The sequence below is a fragment of the Candidatus Palauibacter sp. genome, assembly GCF_965197445.1.
GTDB lineage: Bacteria > Gemmatimonadota > Gemmatimonadetes > Palauibacterales > Palauibacteraceae > Palauibacter.
Window position 1 is genome coordinate 369827 of record NZ_CBDANE010000005.1, and the last position, 18902, is coordinate 388728.

At 65.9% G+C, this 18902-nt stretch carries 16 protein-coding genes; 10 read left to right on the forward strand and 6 right to left on the reverse strand.

The annotated features are described in order from the left end of the window. Positions 1–63 precede the first annotated feature (63 nt). Positions 64–2775: a formate dehydrogenase subunit alpha gene (fdhF, locus tag ACN9M6_RS08895; protein WP_419162573.1), complete on the forward strand. Its 2712-nt coding sequence runs from the start codon at positions 64–66 to the stop codon at positions 2773–2775. Between the two features lie 45 nt (positions 2776–2820). Here fdhF and ACN9M6_RS08900 read toward each other — a convergent pair whose 3' ends face one another. Both ACN9M6_RS08900 and ACN9M6_RS08905 read right to left on the reverse strand, forming a co-directional pair. Further along, positions 2821–4851: an aconitase family protein gene (locus ACN9M6_RS08900; RefSeq protein ID WP_419162574.1), complete on the reverse strand. Its 2031-nt coding sequence runs from the start codon at positions 4849–4851 to the stop codon at positions 2821–2823. Between the two features lie 107 nt (positions 4852–4958). Then, positions 4959–6737: an SLC13 family permease gene (locus ACN9M6_RS08905; protein ID WP_419162575.1), complete on the reverse strand. Its 1779-nt coding sequence runs from the start codon at positions 6735–6737 to the stop codon at positions 4959–4961. Positions 6738–6785: 48 nt separating this feature from the next. Between ACN9M6_RS08905 and ACN9M6_RS08910 the strand changes: the two genes are divergently transcribed. The 9 genes from ACN9M6_RS08910 to ACN9M6_RS08950 all read left to right on the forward strand — a co-directional run bounded on the left by ACN9M6_RS08910 (position 6786) and on the right by ACN9M6_RS08950 (position 16575). Next, positions 6786–7700 carry an NAD(P)H-binding protein gene (locus tag ACN9M6_RS08910; RefSeq protein WP_419162576.1) on the forward strand — a complete coding sequence of 305 codons (915 nt, stop codon included), beginning with the start codon at positions 6786–6788 and terminating at the stop codon, positions 7698–7700. A gap of 228 nt (positions 7701–7928) precedes the next feature. Continuing rightward, positions 7929–8603, forward strand: a complete 675-nt coding sequence (locus ACN9M6_RS08915) for a hypothetical protein (RefSeq protein ID WP_419162577.1) — start codon at positions 7929–7931, stop codon at positions 8601–8603. 116 nt (positions 8604–8719) lie between these two features. Next, entirely contained in the window at positions 8720–9358 is a 639-nt protein-coding gene (locus ACN9M6_RS08920) for an OmpA family protein (protein WP_419162578.1), read from the forward strand. A gap of 87 nt (positions 9359–9445) precedes the next feature. After that, positions 9446–10606, forward strand: coding sequence for a YgfZ/GcvT domain-containing protein (locus tag ACN9M6_RS08925; protein WP_419162579.1), 1161 nt, complete (start codon positions 9446–9448; stop codon positions 10604–10606). A 52-nt stretch (positions 10607–10658) separates the two neighbouring features. After that, a complete protein-coding gene (locus ACN9M6_RS08930; RefSeq protein ID WP_419162580.1) occupies positions 10659–11633 on the forward strand; it encodes an alpha-ketoacid dehydrogenase subunit beta in 975 nt (324 codons plus the stop codon). Between the two features lie 30 nt (positions 11634–11663). Next, positions 11664–13076, forward strand: coding sequence for a dihydrolipoamide acetyltransferase family protein (locus tag ACN9M6_RS08935; protein WP_419162581.1), 1413 nt, complete (start codon positions 11664–11666; stop codon positions 13074–13076). A gap of 151 nt (positions 13077–13227) precedes the next feature. Then, complete coding sequence (locus tag ACN9M6_RS08940) at positions 13228–14010, forward strand: succinate dehydrogenase (protein ID WP_419162582.1); 783 nt, start codon at positions 13228–13230, stop codon at positions 14008–14010. Positions 14011–14032: 22 nt separating this feature from the next. Further along, positions 14033–15829: a fumarate reductase/succinate dehydrogenase flavoprotein subunit gene (locus tag ACN9M6_RS08945; protein ID WP_419162583.1), complete on the forward strand. Its 1797-nt coding sequence runs from the start codon at positions 14033–14035 to the stop codon at positions 15827–15829. Positions 15830–15834: 5 nt separating this feature from the next. Further along, the gene (locus ACN9M6_RS08950; RefSeq protein ID WP_419162584.1) at positions 15835–16575 is read left to right on the forward strand and encodes a succinate dehydrogenase/fumarate reductase iron-sulfur subunit; all 741 of its coding nucleotides are present in this window, start codon (positions 15835–15837) and stop codon (positions 16573–16575) included. An 11-nt stretch (positions 16576–16586) separates the two neighbouring features. On the opposite strand, the gene ACN9M6_RS08955 is transcribed toward ACN9M6_RS08950, so the two are convergent. The 4 genes from ACN9M6_RS08955 to ACN9M6_RS08970 form a co-directional block, all read right to left on the reverse strand. After that, entirely contained in the window at positions 16587–17075 is a 489-nt protein-coding gene (locus tag ACN9M6_RS08955) for a type II toxin-antitoxin system VapC family toxin (protein WP_419162585.1), read from the reverse strand. Next, entirely contained in the window at positions 17072–17275 is a 204-nt protein-coding gene (locus ACN9M6_RS08960; RefSeq protein WP_419162586.1) for an AbrB/MazE/SpoVT family DNA-binding domain-containing protein, read from the reverse strand. The genes ACN9M6_RS08955 and ACN9M6_RS08960 overlap by 4 nt, the downstream gene beginning before the upstream one ends. A 78-nt stretch (positions 17276–17353) precedes the next feature. Next, positions 17354–18352, reverse strand: a complete 999-nt coding sequence (locus ACN9M6_RS08965) for a calcium/sodium antiporter (RefSeq protein ID WP_419162587.1) — start codon at positions 18350–18352, stop codon at positions 17354–17356. 88 nt (positions 18353–18440) lie between these two features. Further along, positions 18441–18899: a bactofilin family protein gene (locus ACN9M6_RS08970; RefSeq protein WP_419162588.1), complete on the reverse strand. Its 459-nt coding sequence runs from the start codon at positions 18897–18899 to the stop codon at positions 18441–18443. Positions 18900–18902 lie beyond the last annotated feature (3 nt).

Below are 18902 nucleotides of genomic sequence, written 5' to 3' on the forward strand. Positions count from 1 at the left end.
CGCCATGTTAGTGGGTCAGGCAGCTTCCATTGGAGCAGGGTTTCCAAGTCTCCGGAGGGTGGATTGAGCGACACCACAGGCTTCGATTTCGAGATCAGGCTCGACGACGCGAAGGTGGGCGTCCGTCGTGGCGAGAGCGTCTACGAGGTCTCCGAGCGGCACCAGAAGGAGATCCCGACGCTGTGCTATGATCCGCGGCTGGAAGCCTTTGGTGGCTGCCGTCTCTGCATCGTCGAACTCGACGGCGCCCGCAACCCGGTCGCTTCCTGCGCCATGCGGGCGGAACCGGGCATGCGGATCAAGACGCGATCCGCGCGGCTCGACATGCACCGCCGCGTCCTGATGGAGATGGTCGCGTCCGAAAACCGCGACATGGACGTCGACCCGCTGTCCGGGTACGCCTCGCAGGAGATGGCGGTTCTTCTCGACCGCTACGAGGCCCGGACGGGCCGTTTCGCGGGGGCCAGGTCGGGCCGGAGCCGCCCCGACGACGATAACCCCTTCATCCTTCGCGATTACGAAAACTGCATCTCCTGCTATCGCTGCGTCCGCGTGTGCGCAGAACAGGAAGGCGACTACGCGATTTCGATCATGAATCGCGGGTTCGAGACGCAGATCACGACAGAGTTCGGGGGTCTGCTCCGGGATTCGGCCTGCACGTTCTGCGGCCAGTGCATACAGACATGTCCGACCGGAGCGCTCGCCGATATCAAGGCACTGGCTAACGCCGCGGTGCCGGGCGAGACAAAGAAGACTCGCACCGTCTGCCCATACTGCGGGGTCGGCTGTTCCGTCGACCTGATGAGCCGCGGGGACAAGCTGATCGGCGTGCAGCCGGCGATGGATGGGCCCGCCAACCAGGGCGCGCTCTGCGTGAAGGGGCAGTTCGCCTTTGATTTCGTGCAGCACCCCGACCGGCTGGCGCACCCGATGGTCCGCGGCGAAGACGGCGAGCTCCACGAGACGGACTGGGACACGGCGCTGGACCGCGCCGCCGCAGGGTTTACCGCTGCTCTCGAGGATCACGGCCGGCACTCAGTGTACGGTGTCGCCTCGGGCCGCGCGCCGCACGAAGCGGCGTACATGCTGCAGCGATTCATTCGCGCCGCGTTCGGCACCAATCAGATCGACAATTGTAGCCGTGCCTGACACGCCCCCACGGTCGCCGGTCTGGCGGCCTCAATCGGACGGGGGGCGATGTCGAATCCGCTGGAGGACATGGAAAAGCCCGATGTGTTCTTCTGCATCGGGACCAACATGACCGAGTGCCACCCGGTGGCGGCCACTCGCATCAAGCGCGCGGTCGCCAAGGGCGCCAAGCTCATCGTCGCCGATCCGCGACGGATTCCGCTTGCCGAAATGGCAGACCTGTACCTGCCGCTGCGGGTCGGATCCGATGTCGCACTCCTGCTCGGGATGGCCCACGTGATCGCGCGTGAAGGACTCGTCGACGACGAGTTCATGGCCGACCGTACGGTCGAGGGCCAGGACTTCGTGGAGCACGCCCTGGAGTACCCGCCGGAGTGGGCCGAATCGATCACCGGCGTGGACGCGAAGCTGATCGAGCAGGCCGCGAAGTGGTACGGCGGGGCCGAGCGCGGCGCCATCTACTACACGCTGGGGATCACCGAGCACATTTGCGGCGTCGACAACGTCCAGAGTCTCTGTAATCTCGCCCTCATGACCGGCAACGTCGGGCGCGAGGGAACCGGGATCAATCCGATGCGGGGGCAGAACAACATTCAGGGGGCGGGCGACTGCGGCGCGCTGCCGAACAATTACCCCGGCTTCCAGTCCGTGCTCGACCCGGCGCACCAGGCGAAGTTCGCGGCCGCCTATGGTCGGGAGGTCGACCTCGAGAAGGGCCCGACCAAGGTGCAGGCGCTCGACATGTGCGGCGACCGGATCCGGGCTATGATCATCAACGGTGAGAACACCGTCGTGACCGACCCCGACCGCGAGCATTGCGAGCACGCGCTCCGGAGCCTCGACCACCTCGTCGTCATCGACATCTTCCTCACCGAGACCGCACAGCTGGCCGATGTGGTGCTCCCGGCCACCGCCTGGGCGGAAACCGATGGCGTTTGCGCGAACACGGAGCGGCGTGTGCAGCGCCTCCGGAAGGCGGTCGAGCCGCCCGGCGAGGCGAAGCCGGACTGGTGGTGCCTGTCCCGGATCGCCCGGCGCATGGGGCTGGAGGGCTTCGAGTTCGAGTCCGCCAAGGAGGTCTTCAACGAACTCTGCTCGCTCTCGCCGATCTACCGCGGTCTGGATTGGGATCGGATCGAATACGGCGAATACCACTGGCCCGTGCCCGAGCCGGGCCACCCCGGAACTCCGGTCCTTCACCAGGGTGAGTTCGAGAACGGGCGGGGGATCTTCCAGTTGATCCGGTATCGCGATCCGGCCGAAACGATCTCCGAGGAATACCCGGTGTGGCTGACGACCGGGCGCCGCCTGCCCGCCTACCACACGCGAACCCAGACCGGGCGCTCTGCGGGGATCGACTATCTGCTCTCGGAAGAGCGCCTCGAGATGAACCCCGTGGATGTGTCGAAATGGGGCCTCGAGGATGGCGGCTGGGCGACGCTCTCAAGCCCGCGCGGCCAGGTTCGGATCAAGGTCGAAGCGAACGATCGCTCTCCGCAGGGGACGGTGTTCGCCTCGTTCAGTTTCAACGAGGTCCCGGTGAACTACCTCACCGGTGGCGGCTACGACCCGATCACGCACACGGCCGAACTGAAGGTCTGTCCGGTGAGGGTGGAGCCGGCCTAGCGGCCCCGGGCAAGATCTGCGGGGTCCCCGCCACGGGCTTGTCTGTTAGTTTGAAGGTCCGGGCAGCTTGCTCCACGCCTGACTCCCGTATGCTACGATCCGCCCCTCGATCGCCGAAGCCACGCAGGTCAAGGGGCTCGCCAGGTATACCCGCCCGGGACCGCTCCGGCCCGGGAAGTTCCGGTTTATCGAACTGATGGTGACCTGCTCCGCGGAGGTCGACACCCCGGGTCCCGCGTTGATGCAGGCCCCACAGCCGGGGGCGAGCACCTCGAACCCCGCGTCTCGAAGCGCCCGGTCGTGACCGCGCTCGCGGCTCCAGGCCTCTACATCGACCGAACCGTACTGCGCGTAGGCCCGGACGGAATCGGGAACGCGCAGGCCCGCCGCCACTGCTTCGCGGGCTACCGCGGCGTACATCTCGAAGTCCGTGCGCTTCGAGCCGGTGCAGGAGCCGATGAAGACCAGGTCCAGCCCGATGTTCTCATCCAGGGCCGAGATCGGTACGCCGTTGCCGGGGTCGCCAGGGGCCGCAACCAGGGGTTCCACCCGGCTCGCGTCCATTTCGATCGTCGCTGCGTATTCCGCCCCCGGATCACTGTACAGACCGTCGCACAACGCCCGGATCCCGTCCACCGAAACACCACGGCGCCCGGCAATCCACTCCACGGTCTTCCCGTCGGGGGCGACGATGCCGGTGAAACCGCCCACCTCGGCCGCCATGTTCGTCAGCGTCACCCGCTCATCGATCGACATGGCTTCGATCGCCTCGCCCGTGAACTCGATGATGCGTCCGATTGCCTCCCCGCTCTTCACGGTCGGATGACGGAGCAGATCCAGGATGAGGTCCTTCGCGACGACTCCGGGTGACGGTGCGCCCGTGATATGGACGCGGATCGATTCCGGTACCTCCAGCCGGACATCGCGGGTCGCCCAGGCGTTTACGATGGCGGACGTACCCACGCCGAAGGCGACGCACCCCAAGGCGCCCGAATGTGGCGTATGAGAGTCGCTGCCGATGATGATCTGGCCCGGGAGCGCGTATCGGTCCTGCACCATGATGTGGCAGATTCCCTCGCTCCCGGTCCGATCCGGAAGCTCGCCGTGCAGGCGAACCCCCTTCGCGGCGGCGAACGCCCGCTGCCGGTCGTGGAGGGCATGGGCCGCATCCAGAAGCCCGGCCGCCTTCCTCTCCTCTGTGATGGCCTCGTCAAGAAAGGCCAGGTGGTCCCGGAAGAAGACAATCGAAGCTGTGTCGTTCAGTCCCGCGTCGCCGGCGAAGTCCTCCCAAAAGGTCGACGCCATGGGCGTCACGTACTCGTGCGAGAAGCGAAGATCTGCCCGCAGGAAACCCGTGTCGCCGGGCTTCACGGCGGGTACCCCCAACGCATCGGAGGCCGCGTCCGTGACCCAGTGCCGGGCCATGATCTTCTCCGCCACGGTCTGTGGCCGCTCGGCCGCCGTCGAGATCGCGGGAAGTGAGACCAGTCCCTTCAATCGCGCCACGGCGTAGTCGAGAAGGCCACCGTACTCGATGATGTCCCGCTGGATGCGTCCCGCGTCCCCGATGAAGGCGTCGAGCGGAATCTCTTCGCCGCGCCGGATCTTCTCGATCAGGGAGAAATCGGTCGACGCGAGCAGGCCGATGTTCGCGCAGTTCTCGCCGTAGATCCGCTCGATATTCTCGCCGATGACGACGCGGAGGCCCGCGGCGCGCTCGGCGTAGGGCGAGGCCTCCCGACTCGACCCTTTGCCTCGCCGTTTCCCGGACACCGAGCACACGAAGCCGCCGTTTCTTATGTCGTTTCGACCGATCGGCCGCTCATCGCCGCACAGCAGGCCTACGTACGGATATTCTCCCAGCTTCTCATCGAAGTGGTAGCAAACCCAGCCAGGCGTGATCTCATCGGTCGATATGTCGTCACGCAGGGGGATCGACGGATCCCAGTCGAGGTCATCTCCCGCCAACTGGCGGCGGATGAGGTCCGGATCTTCGGTCAGGAACAGGATCCGGCCCTGAAGGCGAACGGTCGACGGCCGTTTGGTGACCTCGGTCTCGAGGAGATGTTCCAGCATGGTGGCGTTTCAGTCCTGTCACGGGCCCGGGGAAGGCGAATGATATCTCCGGGGGGGCGAGGGTTCCAAATCGGAACGCGGGCCGCGACCGCTACGTGCCGGGGCGGCTAGCTGGGCCAGAAGATCGGAATGAAGAGAGCCGCCGTGAGCAGGAGGAGGAGGTTGAGCACGCCTCCCACCTTCATGAAATCCGAGAACCGGTATCCTCCCGGCGCGTAGATCATGACGTTCGTCTGGTACCCGAACGGCGTCACGAAGGAGGCCGACGCCCCGAACATTACGGCGACGAGGAGAGCATAGGGGTTCACACCGGCCTCCGCCGCCGCCAGGATCGCGACCGGCGTAAGCATCACCGCGGTCGCGGCATTGGATACGATGGCGGTCAGGATGGCCGTCACGAGATAAAAGGCGGCAATCAGTCCCATTTCCCCGAGGCTCGCTGTCAGGGTCACGACCCACCCCGCAATCCAGGCGGCCGCCCCTGTAGACTCGAGCGCCACGCCCATCGGGATCAGACCCGCCAGGACGAAGATGACCAGCCAGTCCAGTTCCGCGTAGATCTCCTCGACCCGCACGCAACGCGTAAACACCATCAGCCCGACACCGGTGAGAGCGGAGGTCATGATGTCGAGAACGCCGAGGCCGACGAGTGTGACGACTCCGACCATGATCACGGCGGCGACTGCGGCCCGGGGTCGGCCTCCGGCCGGCGTCTTCACCTCCGACATGGGGATGAATCCGGGGTCGTCGGCCAGTCGCTCGAGCGCCGTCGGCGTCCCGTGCACCAGCAGGAGATCGCCGACCCGAAACTCGATCTCGGCCAGCCGTTCCGTCACCGTCACGCCATGCTGTTGAATCGCGAGGACGGTGGCATCGTAGCGCTGGGCGAAGCCCTGTTCCCGGAGTGTCCGCCCCACCAGCGGGGATCCGGGTGCCACAATGATCTCGACCAGTCGCCCCCCGCCGGCCGTGGGGTCGAGCTGGCGGCGGGTTCGCTCGGTGGGGGTCACGAGCCGTTGACGCCGGGCGAGGTCCAGGAGCCGGTCGGCCGACCCCTGCACGTACAGGATGTCGCCGGGGCGGATGTGCCGCTCTCCGCGCGGCGCCGTGATATCCTGACGGCCTCGTTCGATATCGAGTACGGTCACGGCGTAGCGCTCTCCCCATCTCAATTCGGCAAGCGACCGGCCGCTCGCCGGCGAATCCGGCGTGACGTGCAGTTCGGTTACGAAGCGCCGGACATCGTATTTGCTGGACAGGTCCGGCGGCTGCTCGCGCCGCGGTAGCTGCGCCCGACCGATCGTGAACAGGTAGACGAGGCCCACGGCGAGGGAGATCAGACCCAGCGGCGCGATCGAGAACATGCTGAGCTGGTCGTACCCCCGTCTGACCGCCTCTCCATGTACGATGAGGTTCGTCGACGTCCCGATCAGCGTGACAGTGCCCCCGAGGATCGAGACAAACGACAGCGGCATGAGATACATGGAAGCCGGTTCCTCGGCCTGGTCGGCGAGGGACACGAAGACGGGGATGAACACCATCACGACGGCGGTGTTGTTGAGGAAGGGGGACAGAAACGCAACGATGAGGCACAGCACAAACAGTCGGCTGTGGTTGCCGCCGAGCGGCGCCGTGCGCGCCCAGGTCCCTATGGCGGACACCATGCCGGTCTTGCGAAGGCCCAGGCCGAGGACGAGCATCGCGGCGACCGTGATCGTCGCGGTGCTGGAGAGGCCGGAGACCGCCTCGGCCGGCGTCAGGATCCCGCCCAGGAGCAGCGCCACCGGGATCGCCATCGCGACCTGGTCCAGGCGAAGCCGGTCGAGCGCGAACAGAACCAGGGCCACCAGGGCCAGAGCTAGAACGAACACGATGTCGAACGTCATTGGGAGATGTTCAGCCTATCGGTGCCCCGGCGCCAGTCGGGTGCCGGTGTGACTCCGCGGATCCTGGTTGCGGGCGGGACCGGTTTCCTCGGCCGGGCTTTCGTGCGCGGACTGGCCCGGCGAAACGCACAGATCGTGGTGCTGACCCGGCATCCCGGCAAAGCGGCCGGCCTCGGACTTCCAGCGGAGTACATCCGCGGCGACGTGACGCGCCCGGGCACCCTCTCACCCGCAATGCGCGGTGTCGACACGGCCATTCTTTGTGTGCAGTTCCCCGGCTATCCGGTCGAAGCGCCGGCCCGCGGACGCACCTTCATGGAGGTGGACGCGCGGGGTACGGCCGCTCTTGTCCAGGCCGCGTTGGAGGCGGGCGTCCGAAAGCTGGTCTACGTTTCGGGAGTCGGAGCCGACCCGCACGCGGGGCGGAAATGGTACCGGGCCAAGGGACTGGCCGAGGCTTCCGTGCGGGAGTCGGGTCTCGCGTACGCCATCGTCCGGCCCTCATGGGTCTACGGCCCCGAAGACCGGAGCCTCAACCGTTTCGTTTCCCTGGTGAAGGGCGTTCCCTTCTTTTTTCCCCAGCTGGGTGGAGGCACAGGGCGACTCACACCCCTGCACATCGACGATCTCGCAGACCTGGTTTGTGAGATCACGCTGGGCTCATCGGGCGACGGGTTGACCCTTGAAGCGGGCGGACCTGATGTGATGACATTGGACGAGGTGGTTCGGACCGCCATGCGGGTACTCGACCGACCCAAGCCGATTCTCCACATCCCGATCGGGCTCGTGAAGCTGGGAGCGGCGGTGCTCGAGCTCCTGCCGGGGCAACTCCTATCGCGAGCGGCGGTAGATTTTGTGACCCAGGACGGTGTTGCGGACTCGCGGCGCGCGCGGAACGGTTTCTCCGGCTTTCAGCCCCGGGCGCTCGAGCCCGGGCTGGAGGCCTATCTTCCCGGGGGCTGACCGCACAGGCACCCAGCCTCTGGAGGCTTCAACGTGCCCGACGCCAGCGTGGTCGCGGGCACGCTGTCTCCCTTGCATTTTAAGCGTTTGCTCGCTTAGCTTTCCTTGATTTTTCGACGGCAGCGGAGCCCGTCTGCCGCAGGTTTTCGGGTCACACGCTCGTATAGTGCTTGCGCGGCGCGCGCCCGTGTACTCCCTGGCAGTCTCACAGACACGCAGGAGGTCGACATGAAGGTTGGGTACAGGAAGCTGGGTTTGGCGCTTGGCGCGGCGGCGGTGTTGGCCCTCTCTCCCGTCAGGGCTGAGGCGCAGGCGGGTGCGTATTCTCCGATGTTCTGGTCTTTCGAGGGTGGTGTCGGGATGGTGCTCCCGATGGGCGATCTGGCTGATGCGGCAGAGTCGGGCCCCGCGTTCTCGGCGGCTGCGTCGTACTTCTTGCAGCCGCGCCTGGCGCTTCGCGCCGAGGGTGGCCTCGACATGCTTGGAACCAAGGGCGCCGTCGATCCGAACTTCCAGATTTTCCACCTGACGGGCGGGATCGAATACCACCTCGTCGATCCGCTGGGTAACACGACCGTCGCACTCGACGCGGGTTTGGGAGCTTCGACGCTGAACACGGACGCCTTCCTGCTGCGAGACCATCCGAGCCCGGGCCGGCACACGGTGGGGCTGGTCAACGGTTCGTATTTCTCCGCGAATGCCGGCATCAAGGTCGGGTTCAACTTCGCCCGTCACGCCGAGAGTGGAGTCCCGATGGTCACCCTCTTCGCACAGGCCGACATCCGTATGATCATGGCCGATGCCGACGAGACCCACGTCTACGCTGCGCTCAACAACCTGTCCGGGTTCGACACGATGATGGAGATTCCGTTCTCGGTCGGGCTCCGGGTCAATTTCCCGTGATTCGTTTGTTGGAGGAAGGCGCCGCAGCATGCGGGCAGTAGCGGATTCGCGAGAGCTTCGGGGCTTCCCTGCCCTGTCGAAAATCAGGAAGTGGACCGGAAGAAGGAGAAGCGGGGATGGGTGAGATCAGAGGCTGGGTACCGGGAGTCGTAGTTCTTCTCGCGTTTGCATCTGCGGGCTGCATGCAACTCGTGCGTCAATGGGAGTTGGACGGGGTCATGGAACCTGTCCACGGGCAGCTCGCCGACCATGAGACACGAATCTCCGCAAACGCGGCGGCGATGGAGGCTCTCCAGAACGACATACAGGCGTTGAGGAGCCGACTCGATCAATTGCAGCGCGAGTTCGGCGGGCATGTCAGCGACGACGACATGCACGGAGCGGGGCTGGCCGTCTCTCTGCCCGTCCACTTCGACTTCAATAGTTCCGACGTTCGTGCAGTCGATCGCCCCATTCTGGACGCGTTTGCTGCGGCGATCAGCGGTTCCTTCCCGCAGGCTCGGATTACCGTTGAGGGTTCCGCGGACCAGGCGGGCTCGGCCGCATACAACATGCGTCTGTCTCAGGCCCGTTCTGAGAGCGTTCGCAACTACCTCGTCGATAACGCCGGCCTTGACGCGGACAACATTGCCGCGGCAGCTATGGGCGAAACCCGGCTCGTCAATGAGGAGACGGGCGTCCAGAACCCGCAGAGCGGCATCGAGAACCGCCGCGCGACCTTCATTATCGAATGGGCCGGGCCGGGTTCGAACTAGAATCCATGTTGTGCCCCGCCGGTTGATGGTTGCTTCCGAGCAAGGCTCCCGGGTTTCGGCCCGGGAGCCTTTTTTCGCGGACACCTCATGCCCGCAGGCATGGTGAGCGCTGCAGCCGAGGCCGCGTCGATGGGCTACCGGGCGGCGCTCGAGCGCGTGGCCTTCTTCCCCGACCTCCAGCGGAGCGTCGTGGCGGTGTCCGGCACTGCAGCCCTCCGGGTAGTCAACGGCCTCGTTTCGAACGATGTGAGCCAGGTTGAACGGGGAGGTGGGACCTACTCCTTCCTGCTCGACCGCCGGGGGCGCGTGATCGTCGACTTGCGGGTGCTCCCCGTCCCTGGGTTCGAAGGGCAAGCGGGCGACTACGGCGGCGGTGAGAAGGACCCGACCCCGTCTACCGTTTGGCTCGATGCGCCTTCATCGGGTCTGGCGGCGCTTGCAAGTCACCTCGACAAGTACGTGCCGCCGATCTTCGCAAAGCACCAGCCGACCAGCGTTGCGGTGTATTCACTCATTGGACCGCTGTCGGCCGAGACGCTGGGACGCTGGGAGGCGCACTCGGGTGTGGACTTCGGGCGGCGGCCCGACGAACTCACGCCCCTCGAGGCGACGACGGTCCGCCTTCGACGAGGTGTCGCGCTCCTCGTCCGTCGTGAGAAGGTCGAGGGGCCCGGCTTCGATCTCTACATCGACCGAGCGGCCGCCATCGCGGCTAGCGAGGTTCGGGACGAGCTGGTCGCGGTGGTCGCGGACACGGGCGGGGTCATCGCTGCCGCGAGCGACTGGGAGATCCTTCGCGTCGAGGCCGGCCTGCCGAGGCTCGGCTCGGAGCTTGGTCCGGAACGGCTGGCGCAGGAGGCCGGCCAGGACTCGCGGGCGATCAGCTTCGCCAAGGGGTGTTTCACGGGACAGGAGGTGGTCGCCCGCATCCACTATCGCGGTCACGTAAATCGCCATCTCCGAGGACTTCGCTGGGTGTCGACCACCTCCGCAGCTCCCGGTTCGCCCGGTACGACCAACGGTCGCGCCGACCCCAAGCCGGCGGTCGGATCGACGCTCCACCCGGTGTCGGACTCGGCCGGCCGGAAACCCGTCGGTATCGTGACGTCCGCCGTTCTTTCTCCAAGGTTCGGCCCGATCGCGCTGGCCTACATTCGCCGCGAACTCGAGCCCGGGGACACGGTTGTGGCCGCCGACGCTCCTGGCGCCCCGTTCCGCGTAACCACACTGCCCTTTACTGAATGGTAAAGCGGACGCCCCGGCGTTGCTGCCGGATGGGGGCCGGCGTATCCTTCGCGGTGTGACGACTTATCTGGAAGCGATCCGGCAGGCGATCCGCGAAGAGATGGAGGCGGATCCCGATGTCTTCATCATGGGCGAGGACATCGGGGCCTATGGCGGTGCCTTCAAGATCACGGAAGGGTTCCTGGCCGAGTTCGGCGCGGACCGTGTGATCGACACCCCCATCAGTGAGGCGGCGATCGTGGGGGCGGCAGTCGGCGCCGCACAGATGGGCCTGAAACCTGTTTGCGAGATGCAGTTCATCGACTTCATCGCACCGGCGTTCAACGTCATCGTCAACTTCGCCGCCAAGGTTCGCTATCGGACGGGCGCCGGAGCGGGTCTCGTGATCCGGGGGCCCTGCGGCGCCGGTGTGCGAGCCGGTCCGTTCCACTCGCAGAATGTCGAAGCCTATTTCGCCAATGTGCCGGGCCTGAAGATGGTGGCGCCGGCCACGGTGCGAGACGCGAAGGGGCTGCTGAAAGCCGCCATTCGCGATCCGGACCCGGTACTCTTCTTCGAGCACAAATACCTCTATCGGCGCCTCAGGACGGAACTCGAGTTGGGCAACGACGTGCTGACTCCCCTCGGGAAGGCACGTACCCACCGTGAAGGCGTGGATCTTACCATCGTCACCTTTGGGGCCATGGTCCATGTGGCCCAGGAGGCGGCGGAGCGACTTGCGGACGAGGACGGGGCGGAGGTTGAGATCATAGATCTTCGCACCCTGCAGCCCCTCGACGAGGCCACCATTCTCGGGAGCGTCAGGAAGACCGGGAGACTGCTCGTCCTTCACGAGGCACCGCGGTTCGGCGGCTTTGGCGGCGAGTTGACGGCGTTGGTATGCGAGGGCGCGTTCGAGTGGCTGGACGCGCCGATCCGGAGGGTGGCCGCGCTCGACACGCCGGTACCCTACGCGGCACCGCTCGAGGAGGCCCATCTCCCGCAGGTAACGGATGTCGTATCGACGGCCCGGACCCAGCTGAACTACTGAACGAGGCCACAGGAAACCAGGGAAGGGAACATGTCGAGAGTAGATGTCATCATGCCGCAGATGGGGGAATCCATCGCAGAGGGAACGTTGACGCGCTGGCTCAAATCGGTCGGAGAAGCGGTTGACCGCGACGAGGATCTGTTCGAGATCTCGACGGACAAGGTGGACGCGGACATCCCGTCGCCCGCAGCCGGAGTGCTGGCTGAGGTCCTCGTAAGAGATGGCGAGACGGTCGAAGTAAACACGATCGTCGCGAGGATCGAGACCGATGCCACGGCGCTTGCAGGGGTTGGGGCCCCCGCCGAGGATCCCGGGGCCCCCGCCGCACCGGCCGTCGCGCGGGTAGCACCTGCTGCGCCTTCACCGCCCGTCGCGCCGCCCGTCGTGCCTTCACCGCCGGCTGCGCCTGTATTGGCGCCCGTGAGCCGAGGGGAGCGGCTGCGGACGCGATCCACGCCATTGGTGCGAAAAATCGCGGCCGAACACGGCGTCGACATCGACCAGGTGGCAGGGACCGGAAGTTCCGGCCGCGTGACGCGCGATGACATTCTGGCGTACATCGCGGCTGGCGAGCAGGAGACGGCCCCCACCGCCGCTCCTGCGGCAGCTGTCGCGGCGCCCCGGGCGCCCTCGGCACCCGCGCCGGCTCCAGAGCCAGCCTCGCCCGGCACGCTGCGCGTTCCGATCCACGGGGCCACCCTGGACATCAAGCTGGGAACCGTACCGGTGCGCGAGCGGGACCGGGTAGAGGAGATGAGCAGGGTCCGGTTGCGGACCATGGAGCACATGCTCATGTCCAAGCGCGTTTCAGCCCACGTGACGTCTGTGACCGAGGTCGACTTCGAGCACGTAGTTCAGCTCCGTCGGGCGATGAGAGCCCGGTACGCGGAGCGAGGCGTGAAGCTCACATATGGCCCGTTCGTATACCGCGCCGTCATTGAGGCCCTGCGCGAGTACCCGATCCTCAACGCGTCCGTGTATGGGTCTCGCATCGTTTATCACGGCAACATCAACCTCGGCATCGCCGTGGCCGTCAACGACGGTCGTGAACTCATCGTGCCTGTGCTCAAGGACGCCGATCAGCTGAGCCTGGTAGGGCTGGCGCAGCGGGCGAACGAGCTCGCCGGGAAGGCTCGAGACAAGGCATTGGATTTTGACGACATCCAGGGGGGCACGTTCACGATCACCAACGTGGGCGTATTCGGGAACCTGTTCGGGACACCGATCATCAACCAGCCGCAGGTCGCGATTCTGGGTACGGGGGTCATCGAGAAGCGGCCTGTCGTCGTACAGGACGGGCTGGGCAACGACGTGATCGCCATCCGGCACCGGGCATACTTCGGCCTCTCGTACGACCACCGTGTCGTGGACGGTGCGATGGCCGCGTTCTTCCTCAACAAGGTCCAGGACTACCTCGAGGGCTTTCCCGAAGAAGCCGGCTAGGCAGCCCGTGGCGAAACCCCGCGTCGCACCGAGAGTGGCGCGGCGCCCGCCTGAGAGGGCTGTAGCGGCTTGACGCCATCCTGAGGGCCCGGTACGCTGGCCGCGTTCTCCCAGGCGCGCGGTGCCGTTCACCACGAGGTGACGAAAGAACATGGAAAGTTCGGCCGCGGTTCGAGACCGCGGGTTCGGCAAGACGCTTCGAAGAGACCGCTGGTGGGTGCCGCCCCTGAGCGTGGCCCTCGGATTTGCATTCTTCGGGGCCTATGCGACCGTGGCTATCTTCCAAGGTGGAAACTACTTTGCCGACCCCTATCTGTCGCCCTTCTACTCGCCCTGCATTGCCGCCAGCTGTCCGGAGGAGATCCGCCTGCTCGGCATCGAGTGGTGGCCCCTCTCGCCGGCGATCCTGATGATGGGTGTGATCCTCGGGTTCCGTGGGACCTGCTACTACTACAGGAAAGCCTACTACCGCGCTTATTTCCTCGACCCCCCGGCGTGCGCTGTGGGGGAGTTCCGTGGTGACAGGTACAGCGGCGAGACGAAGCTTCCCTGGGTCCTTCAAAACCTTCACCGCTATTTCCTGTACGCGTCGATCGTGATCTGGCTCTTCCTGACGTACGACACGTTCCACGGATTCTTCTTTGATGATGGGTTCGGGGTCGGCGTTGGCTCCCTCGTCCTGCTCGTCAACCTCGTCCTGCTCTCGGGCTACTGGTTCGGGTGCCATTCCCTCCGGCATCTCATCGGCGGCAACGTCGACTGCTATTCCTGCGCGCTGGGCGGCAAGGCACGCTACAAGGCCTGGAAGGGCGTGAGCTGGTTCAACAAGAGACACATGAGCTGGGCCTGGCTCAGCCTCGGGTTCGTCTGCGCTACGGACCTCTACATCCGGCTCGTGGCGATGGGCGTCGTCCGGGATCCCCGGCTCTTCTAGGCGAAGCACAAGCGGATATTGAATGGATATTCCAGAACGCCACGAACACGATGTGCTCGTCATCGGGGCCGGGGGCGCCGGACTCCGGGCGGCGATCGCGGCCATCGAGGCCGGCGCGTCGGTAGGGCTCGTGGGCAAGTCGCTGCTCGGCAAGGCCCACACGGTCATGGCGGAAGGCGGCATGGCGGCCGCACTCGGCAACAACCGCCCCGAGGACGACTGGCGCGTTCATTTCCGCGACACCATGCGCGGCGGGAAGGGGCTGTGCGACTGGCGCATGGCCGAGGCTCATGCGAGGGAAGCCCCGGACCGTGTGCGGGAACTTGAAGCCTGGGGTGCTCTCTTCGACCGGGCCGAGGACGGACGCATGAACCAGCGTCCCTTCGGGGGTCACACCTACGCGAGACTGGCCCACGTCGGCGACCGCACAGGACTGGAGCTGATCCGGACCCTCCAGGACCACGCCGTGCACGAGGGTGCCGACGTGTTTATGGAGTGCACGGTGTTCCGGCTGGTCATGGTCGATGGCCGCGTAGCCGGCGCCCTGGCCTATTGGCGTCCGACGGGCGAGTTCGTCCTGTTCAGGGCACGGACGGTCATCCTCGCAACAGGCGGTCTCGGGAAGGCGTGGAAAGTCACATCCAACTCGTGGGAATGTACGGGCGACGGCGTTGCGCTCGCCTACGAAGCGGGGGCCGAACTCATGGGGATGGAGTTCGTCCAGTTTCACCCGACGGGCATGGTTTGGCCACCGAGCGTCCGCGGGACCCTCGTCACCGAGGGCGTGCGGGGCGAGGGGGGCGTGCTGACGAACAGTGAAGGGGAGCGCTTCATGTTCCGGTATGTCCCTGAGATGTTCGAGGGGGACTACGCGGAATCCGAGGCGGAAGCGGACCGCTGGGTCGAGGGCGACCGGGTCGCCAATCGCCGGCCGCCGGAGCTCCTGACACGGGACGTGGTCGCAAAGGCGATCGTCGCCGAGGTTGAGGCGGGACGAGGGAGCCCGCACGGCGGCGTTTTTCTGGATATCTCGCGCAAGCGAAGCCCGGAGTACATCAAGGCCAAGCTCCCGAGCATGTACCACCAGTTCAGGGAACTCGCGGCCGTCGATATCACCACCGATGCGATGGAGGTGGGACCGACGACCCACTACGCCATGGGGGGCGTGAGGGTCGATCCGGAGACGGCCACGACGTGCGTTCCCGGGCTGTACGCGGCGGGGGAAGTCGCGGCGGGGCTGCATGGAGGCAACCGCCTCGGCGGCAATTCGCTCTCCGACCTCATCGTCTTCGGACAACGCGCCGGCGCGGACGCAGCGGCTGCGGCCCGCGATCTTGAGCTCGCCGACATTGACGAGGGTGAGCTCGAGGCGGCCACTTCGGCGGCTCTGGCTCCTTTCGGGCGCACGGATGGACGGAACCCGTTCCACCTGCAGGAGGAGCTGCAGCAGATCATGCAGGACAAGGTCGGAATCGCGCGAACCGAGGCCGCTCTGCGCGAGGCCCTCGCGGATGTCCAGCGACTTAGCGGGGCGCTCGATATGTGTTCGATCCCGGGAGGGCGAGCCTTCAACCCCGGATGGCACACCTGGCTCGACCTGCACGCAATGCTGACGGTCTCCGAAGCGGTCGTGCGCTCGGCGCTCGAGCGGAGGGAGAGCCGCGGCGCGCATACCCGGATCGACTATCCGGACTCGGACCCCGCCCTCGGACGCACCAACCTGCTCCTCCGCTGTTCGGAGGGGCGGATGACAACGGCCACGCAGCCGGTATCGGAGCCACCCGACGAACTGCGGCAGCTCATCGAGGAAGGGGTGTAAGCGACGTGGCGCAACGAACCTTCGAAGTCTACCGCGGCTCGGACGACCAGGGTGACCTCGAGCCCTACACCATCGAAGTAGATGAGGGCATGGTCGTGCTCGACGCGATCCACCGCATTCAGGCGGAGCATGCGCCGGATCTCGCGGTGCGCTGGAACTGCAAGGCCGGCAAGTGCGGATCCTGCAGTTGCGAGGTCAACGGGCGACCCCGGCTGACGTGCATGACGCGGTTGTCGGACTACGCCGGGGAGGAGACGATCACGGTTACGCCGATGAAGGCGTTCCCCGTCATAAAGGATCTCGTTACGGACGTCTCCCAGGGATATCGGAACAACGCGTCGATCCCTCGTTTCAAGCCGCGCCCGCGCGACGCCGAAGATGGATGGCGGATGCAGCAGTTCGAGATCGAGCGTGCACAGGAGATGCGGAAGTGCATCGAGTGTTTTCTGTGCCAGGACGTCTGCCACGTCCTCCGGTCCCACCGGAAACACGAGGAGTTCATCGGCCCCACGTACCTTGTGCGGACGGCGGGATACAGCCTCAACCCGATCGATATCGAGGACCGCAGCGAATTCCTGAAGGAGTCAGCCGGGATCGGTTACTGCAACATCACCAAGTGCTGCACGGAAGTTTGCCCGGAGAGCATCACGATTACGGACAACGCGATTATCCCCCTGAAAGAGCGCGTGGTCGACCGCTTTTACGATCCGCTCAAGGCACTCGTCAGACTGGTGCGGCGATCCTGAGACGATGGTCCTCACTCCGGATGCGGCCGAGGCACCTCGCCGAAGTCTTCCATGTTCAACACACGCATCCCGGCGATCCGGCGCAGGCCCGACGACGCCGTGAGGTAGATCTCGGCACCTGATACGAGCGCCGTTGCGATCTGGATGGCCCGTTCGGGGCGGCCACCGAGGCGCGCGCGTACTTCCGCAGCCTGCACGGCGATTTTGGGGCTCGTCGATACCAGGCCCAGGCGCGAGTGGAGTTGCATCGTACGGGCGACCTCACTCGCAAGAGCGGGCTTCCCTTGCCGGTAGACTTCCACGAGGATCTGGTAGAGCGACAGGCTGGAGGTCTGGGCCTTGATCCGCCCGTCCGTGATACCGGCCAGGACAAGGTCCGGCCAGCCGGCCGGCCCGCGCGCCGTCAGGTGAAGGGCCAGTACGCGCGCGTCCACATGAACGAGTTCGGCTCCGGCCAGGAGCTCAACGAGATCTGACGCGGGCCGCGGGGTGCTCGTCACCCGTCGGCGAGTTCCGGCCACAGGCCCGAGCCACCGGTCAGATCGCCCAGTGCGCCTCGAAGACCATCTTCAAGATCCGGGGGCAGCTTCTCCATGCGAACCGTGTCCCCCTCCACGGAGACTGCGAGCCGGTCCCCGGGTTCGAGACCCAACGCGTCCCGCGCCGGCTTCGGAACCACAATCTGGTTCTTGCTGCTCATCTTAACCGAGACAACCATGCGCCAAAACCTATGCTTTACCTTGACGCTTTACAACTGTAAGCAGAGCCTGTGACTGCTTTACGAGGGCGGCGGGAAAGCGATCAGCCAGACTATATAGGCGATGTACAGCAGGAGAAGCAGGGCTCCCTCCCACCGTTGCACGGTTCCTCGGTGCAGGGCGAGAGGGATGAGGATCACCGAGAACGCCAGGGCCGGCAGGACGAAACGGACGACGATCATGGGGTCGAGGACCAACGGTCGGAGCAGCGCGGCCGTGCCCAGGACCAGGCCAAGGTTGAACACGTTGGAGCCTATGACGTTGCCTATCGCAATGTCACCCATTCGGCGAAACGCGGCGACGAGTGTGGACGCGAGTTCCGGCAGGGAGGTGCCGACGGCGATCATCGTTCCAGCAACGACCGCCTCCGGTACTTCCAGGGCGAGCGCGATTCCCTGGGCGCCGTCGAGGAGCCACTTCGCCCCGTAGGCGAGGCAGGGCATGCCGATCCCGATCCGCACAAGCGACCACATGAGGCCGGGCGCTTCGGCCGGCTTATCCGCTTCCGACGCGCTTCCCTGATTCCGCCCTTCGGGGGCCGGCTCGGCTGGCCCGGCCCCGCCCTTGCTCAATCCGCGCCGCTCCCACCGCAGGAGGAAGAAAAGGTAGAGCGACCAGCCGGACACGAGCACGAATCCGTCGAGACGGCCCAGGGCATCGTTCAGCGAGAGTACCATCACCAGTGACAGGACGAAGATCACGAGCGGCGTCTCCCGCACGATGACGCGGTGATGGACCGCGATCGGCCGGATCAGGGCCCCGAGGCCGACGATCAAGCCCACGTTCGCGGCGGTCGAGCCCATTACGTTGCCCACCGCCGTGCCGGGTAGTCCTTCGAGGGATGCGTAGCCGCTCACCACGAGCTCGGGGGCCGACGTACCAAAGGCGACCACGGTGAGACCAACGACGAGCGAGCTGACGCCCAGGCGCTGGGCCAGCACGGCCGCGCCGCGCACCAGCCAGTCCGCGCCGAGCGTGAGAGGCACGAGCGCGACCACGAAGAGAAGTACGTCCCTCATCGGCGGTCAGGACGCTCCGCAGATTGTACAACCGGCACGGCGCCCCTCGATCGTCCGCTCCGGGGGGCCGGGGAGACGAACTCGCGGGTCAGCTGCGGCCAGCAGCGTGTTGCGGTTTCTTGGGCTGCAGAGATCCTCTCGGACCCTGTCGCGCGGCCGCGGGGCCCGCAGCCGTTTCGACCGAGGGCTTCGCCGCCATGTGAAAGCGGCCTTCGACCTGGCCACCTTCGTCCAGCTTGATCCGCCGGCTGCGGATGTCACCCTCGATACAGCAGGTTTCCTGCAACTCGACGCGGCTGGCTCCCGCGACCGTCCCCACCACCTTGCCGGCGATCACGACGTCCTGGGTCTCGATATCGCCGGTTACACATCCGCCCCTGCCTACGACGACCGACTTTGAGGCCTTGACTGCACCTTCGACCTTCCCTTCAACGCGCACCGTGCCGTCGCAGGTGATGTCGCCAAGGATCGTCATTCCCGGCGCAATCACCGAGACCACGTCGGCCAGCTCGCGGACGTGCCCTCCCTGTCGTGAATCTTTAGCCATGTC

Excerpts from the sequence above, each read along its gene's own strand:
- ACN9M6_RS08965 (WP_419162587.1), bottom strand. The coding sequence starts at position 18,352 with ATGAGGGACGTACTTCTCTTCGTGGTCGCGCTCGTGCCTCTCACGCTC.
- ACN9M6_RS08940 (WP_419162582.1), top strand. The coding sequence starts at position 13,228 with ATGGAAAGTTCGGCCGCGGTTCGAGACCGCGGGTTCGGCAAGACGCTT.
- ACN9M6_RS08915 (WP_419162577.1), top strand. The coding sequence starts at position 7,929 with ATGAAGGTTGGGTACAGGAAGCTGGGTTTGGCGCTTGGCGCGGCGGCG.
- ACN9M6_RS08945 (WP_419162583.1), top strand. The coding sequence starts at position 14,033 with ATGGATATTCCAGAACGCCACGAACACGATGTGCTCGTCATCGGGGCC.
- ACN9M6_RS08935 (WP_419162581.1), top strand. The coding sequence starts at position 11,664 with ATGTCGAGAGTAGATGTCATCATGCCGCAGATGGGGGAATCCATCGCA.
- ACN9M6_RS08900 (WP_419162574.1), bottom strand. The coding sequence starts at position 4,851 with ATGCTGGAACATCTCCTCGAGACCGAGGTCACCAAACGGCCGTCGACC.
- ACN9M6_RS08960 (WP_419162586.1), bottom strand. The coding sequence starts at position 17,275 with ATGAGCAGCAAGAACCAGATTGTGGTTCCGAAGCCGGCGCGGGACGCG.
- ACN9M6_RS08920 (WP_419162578.1), top strand. The coding sequence starts at position 8,720 with ATGGGTGAGATCAGAGGCTGGGTACCGGGAGTCGTAGTTCTTCTCGCG.
- ACN9M6_RS08905 (WP_419162575.1), bottom strand. The coding sequence starts at position 6,737 with ATGACGTTCGACATCGTGTTCGTTCTAGCTCTGGCCCTGGTGGCCCTG.
- ACN9M6_RS08925 (WP_419162579.1), top strand. The coding sequence starts at position 9,446 with ATGCCCGCAGGCATGGTGAGCGCTGCAGCCGAGGCCGCGTCGATGGGC.
- ACN9M6_RS08970 (WP_419162588.1), bottom strand. The coding sequence starts at position 18,899 with ATGGCTAAAGATTCACGACAGGGAGGGCACGTCCGCGAGCTGGCCGAC.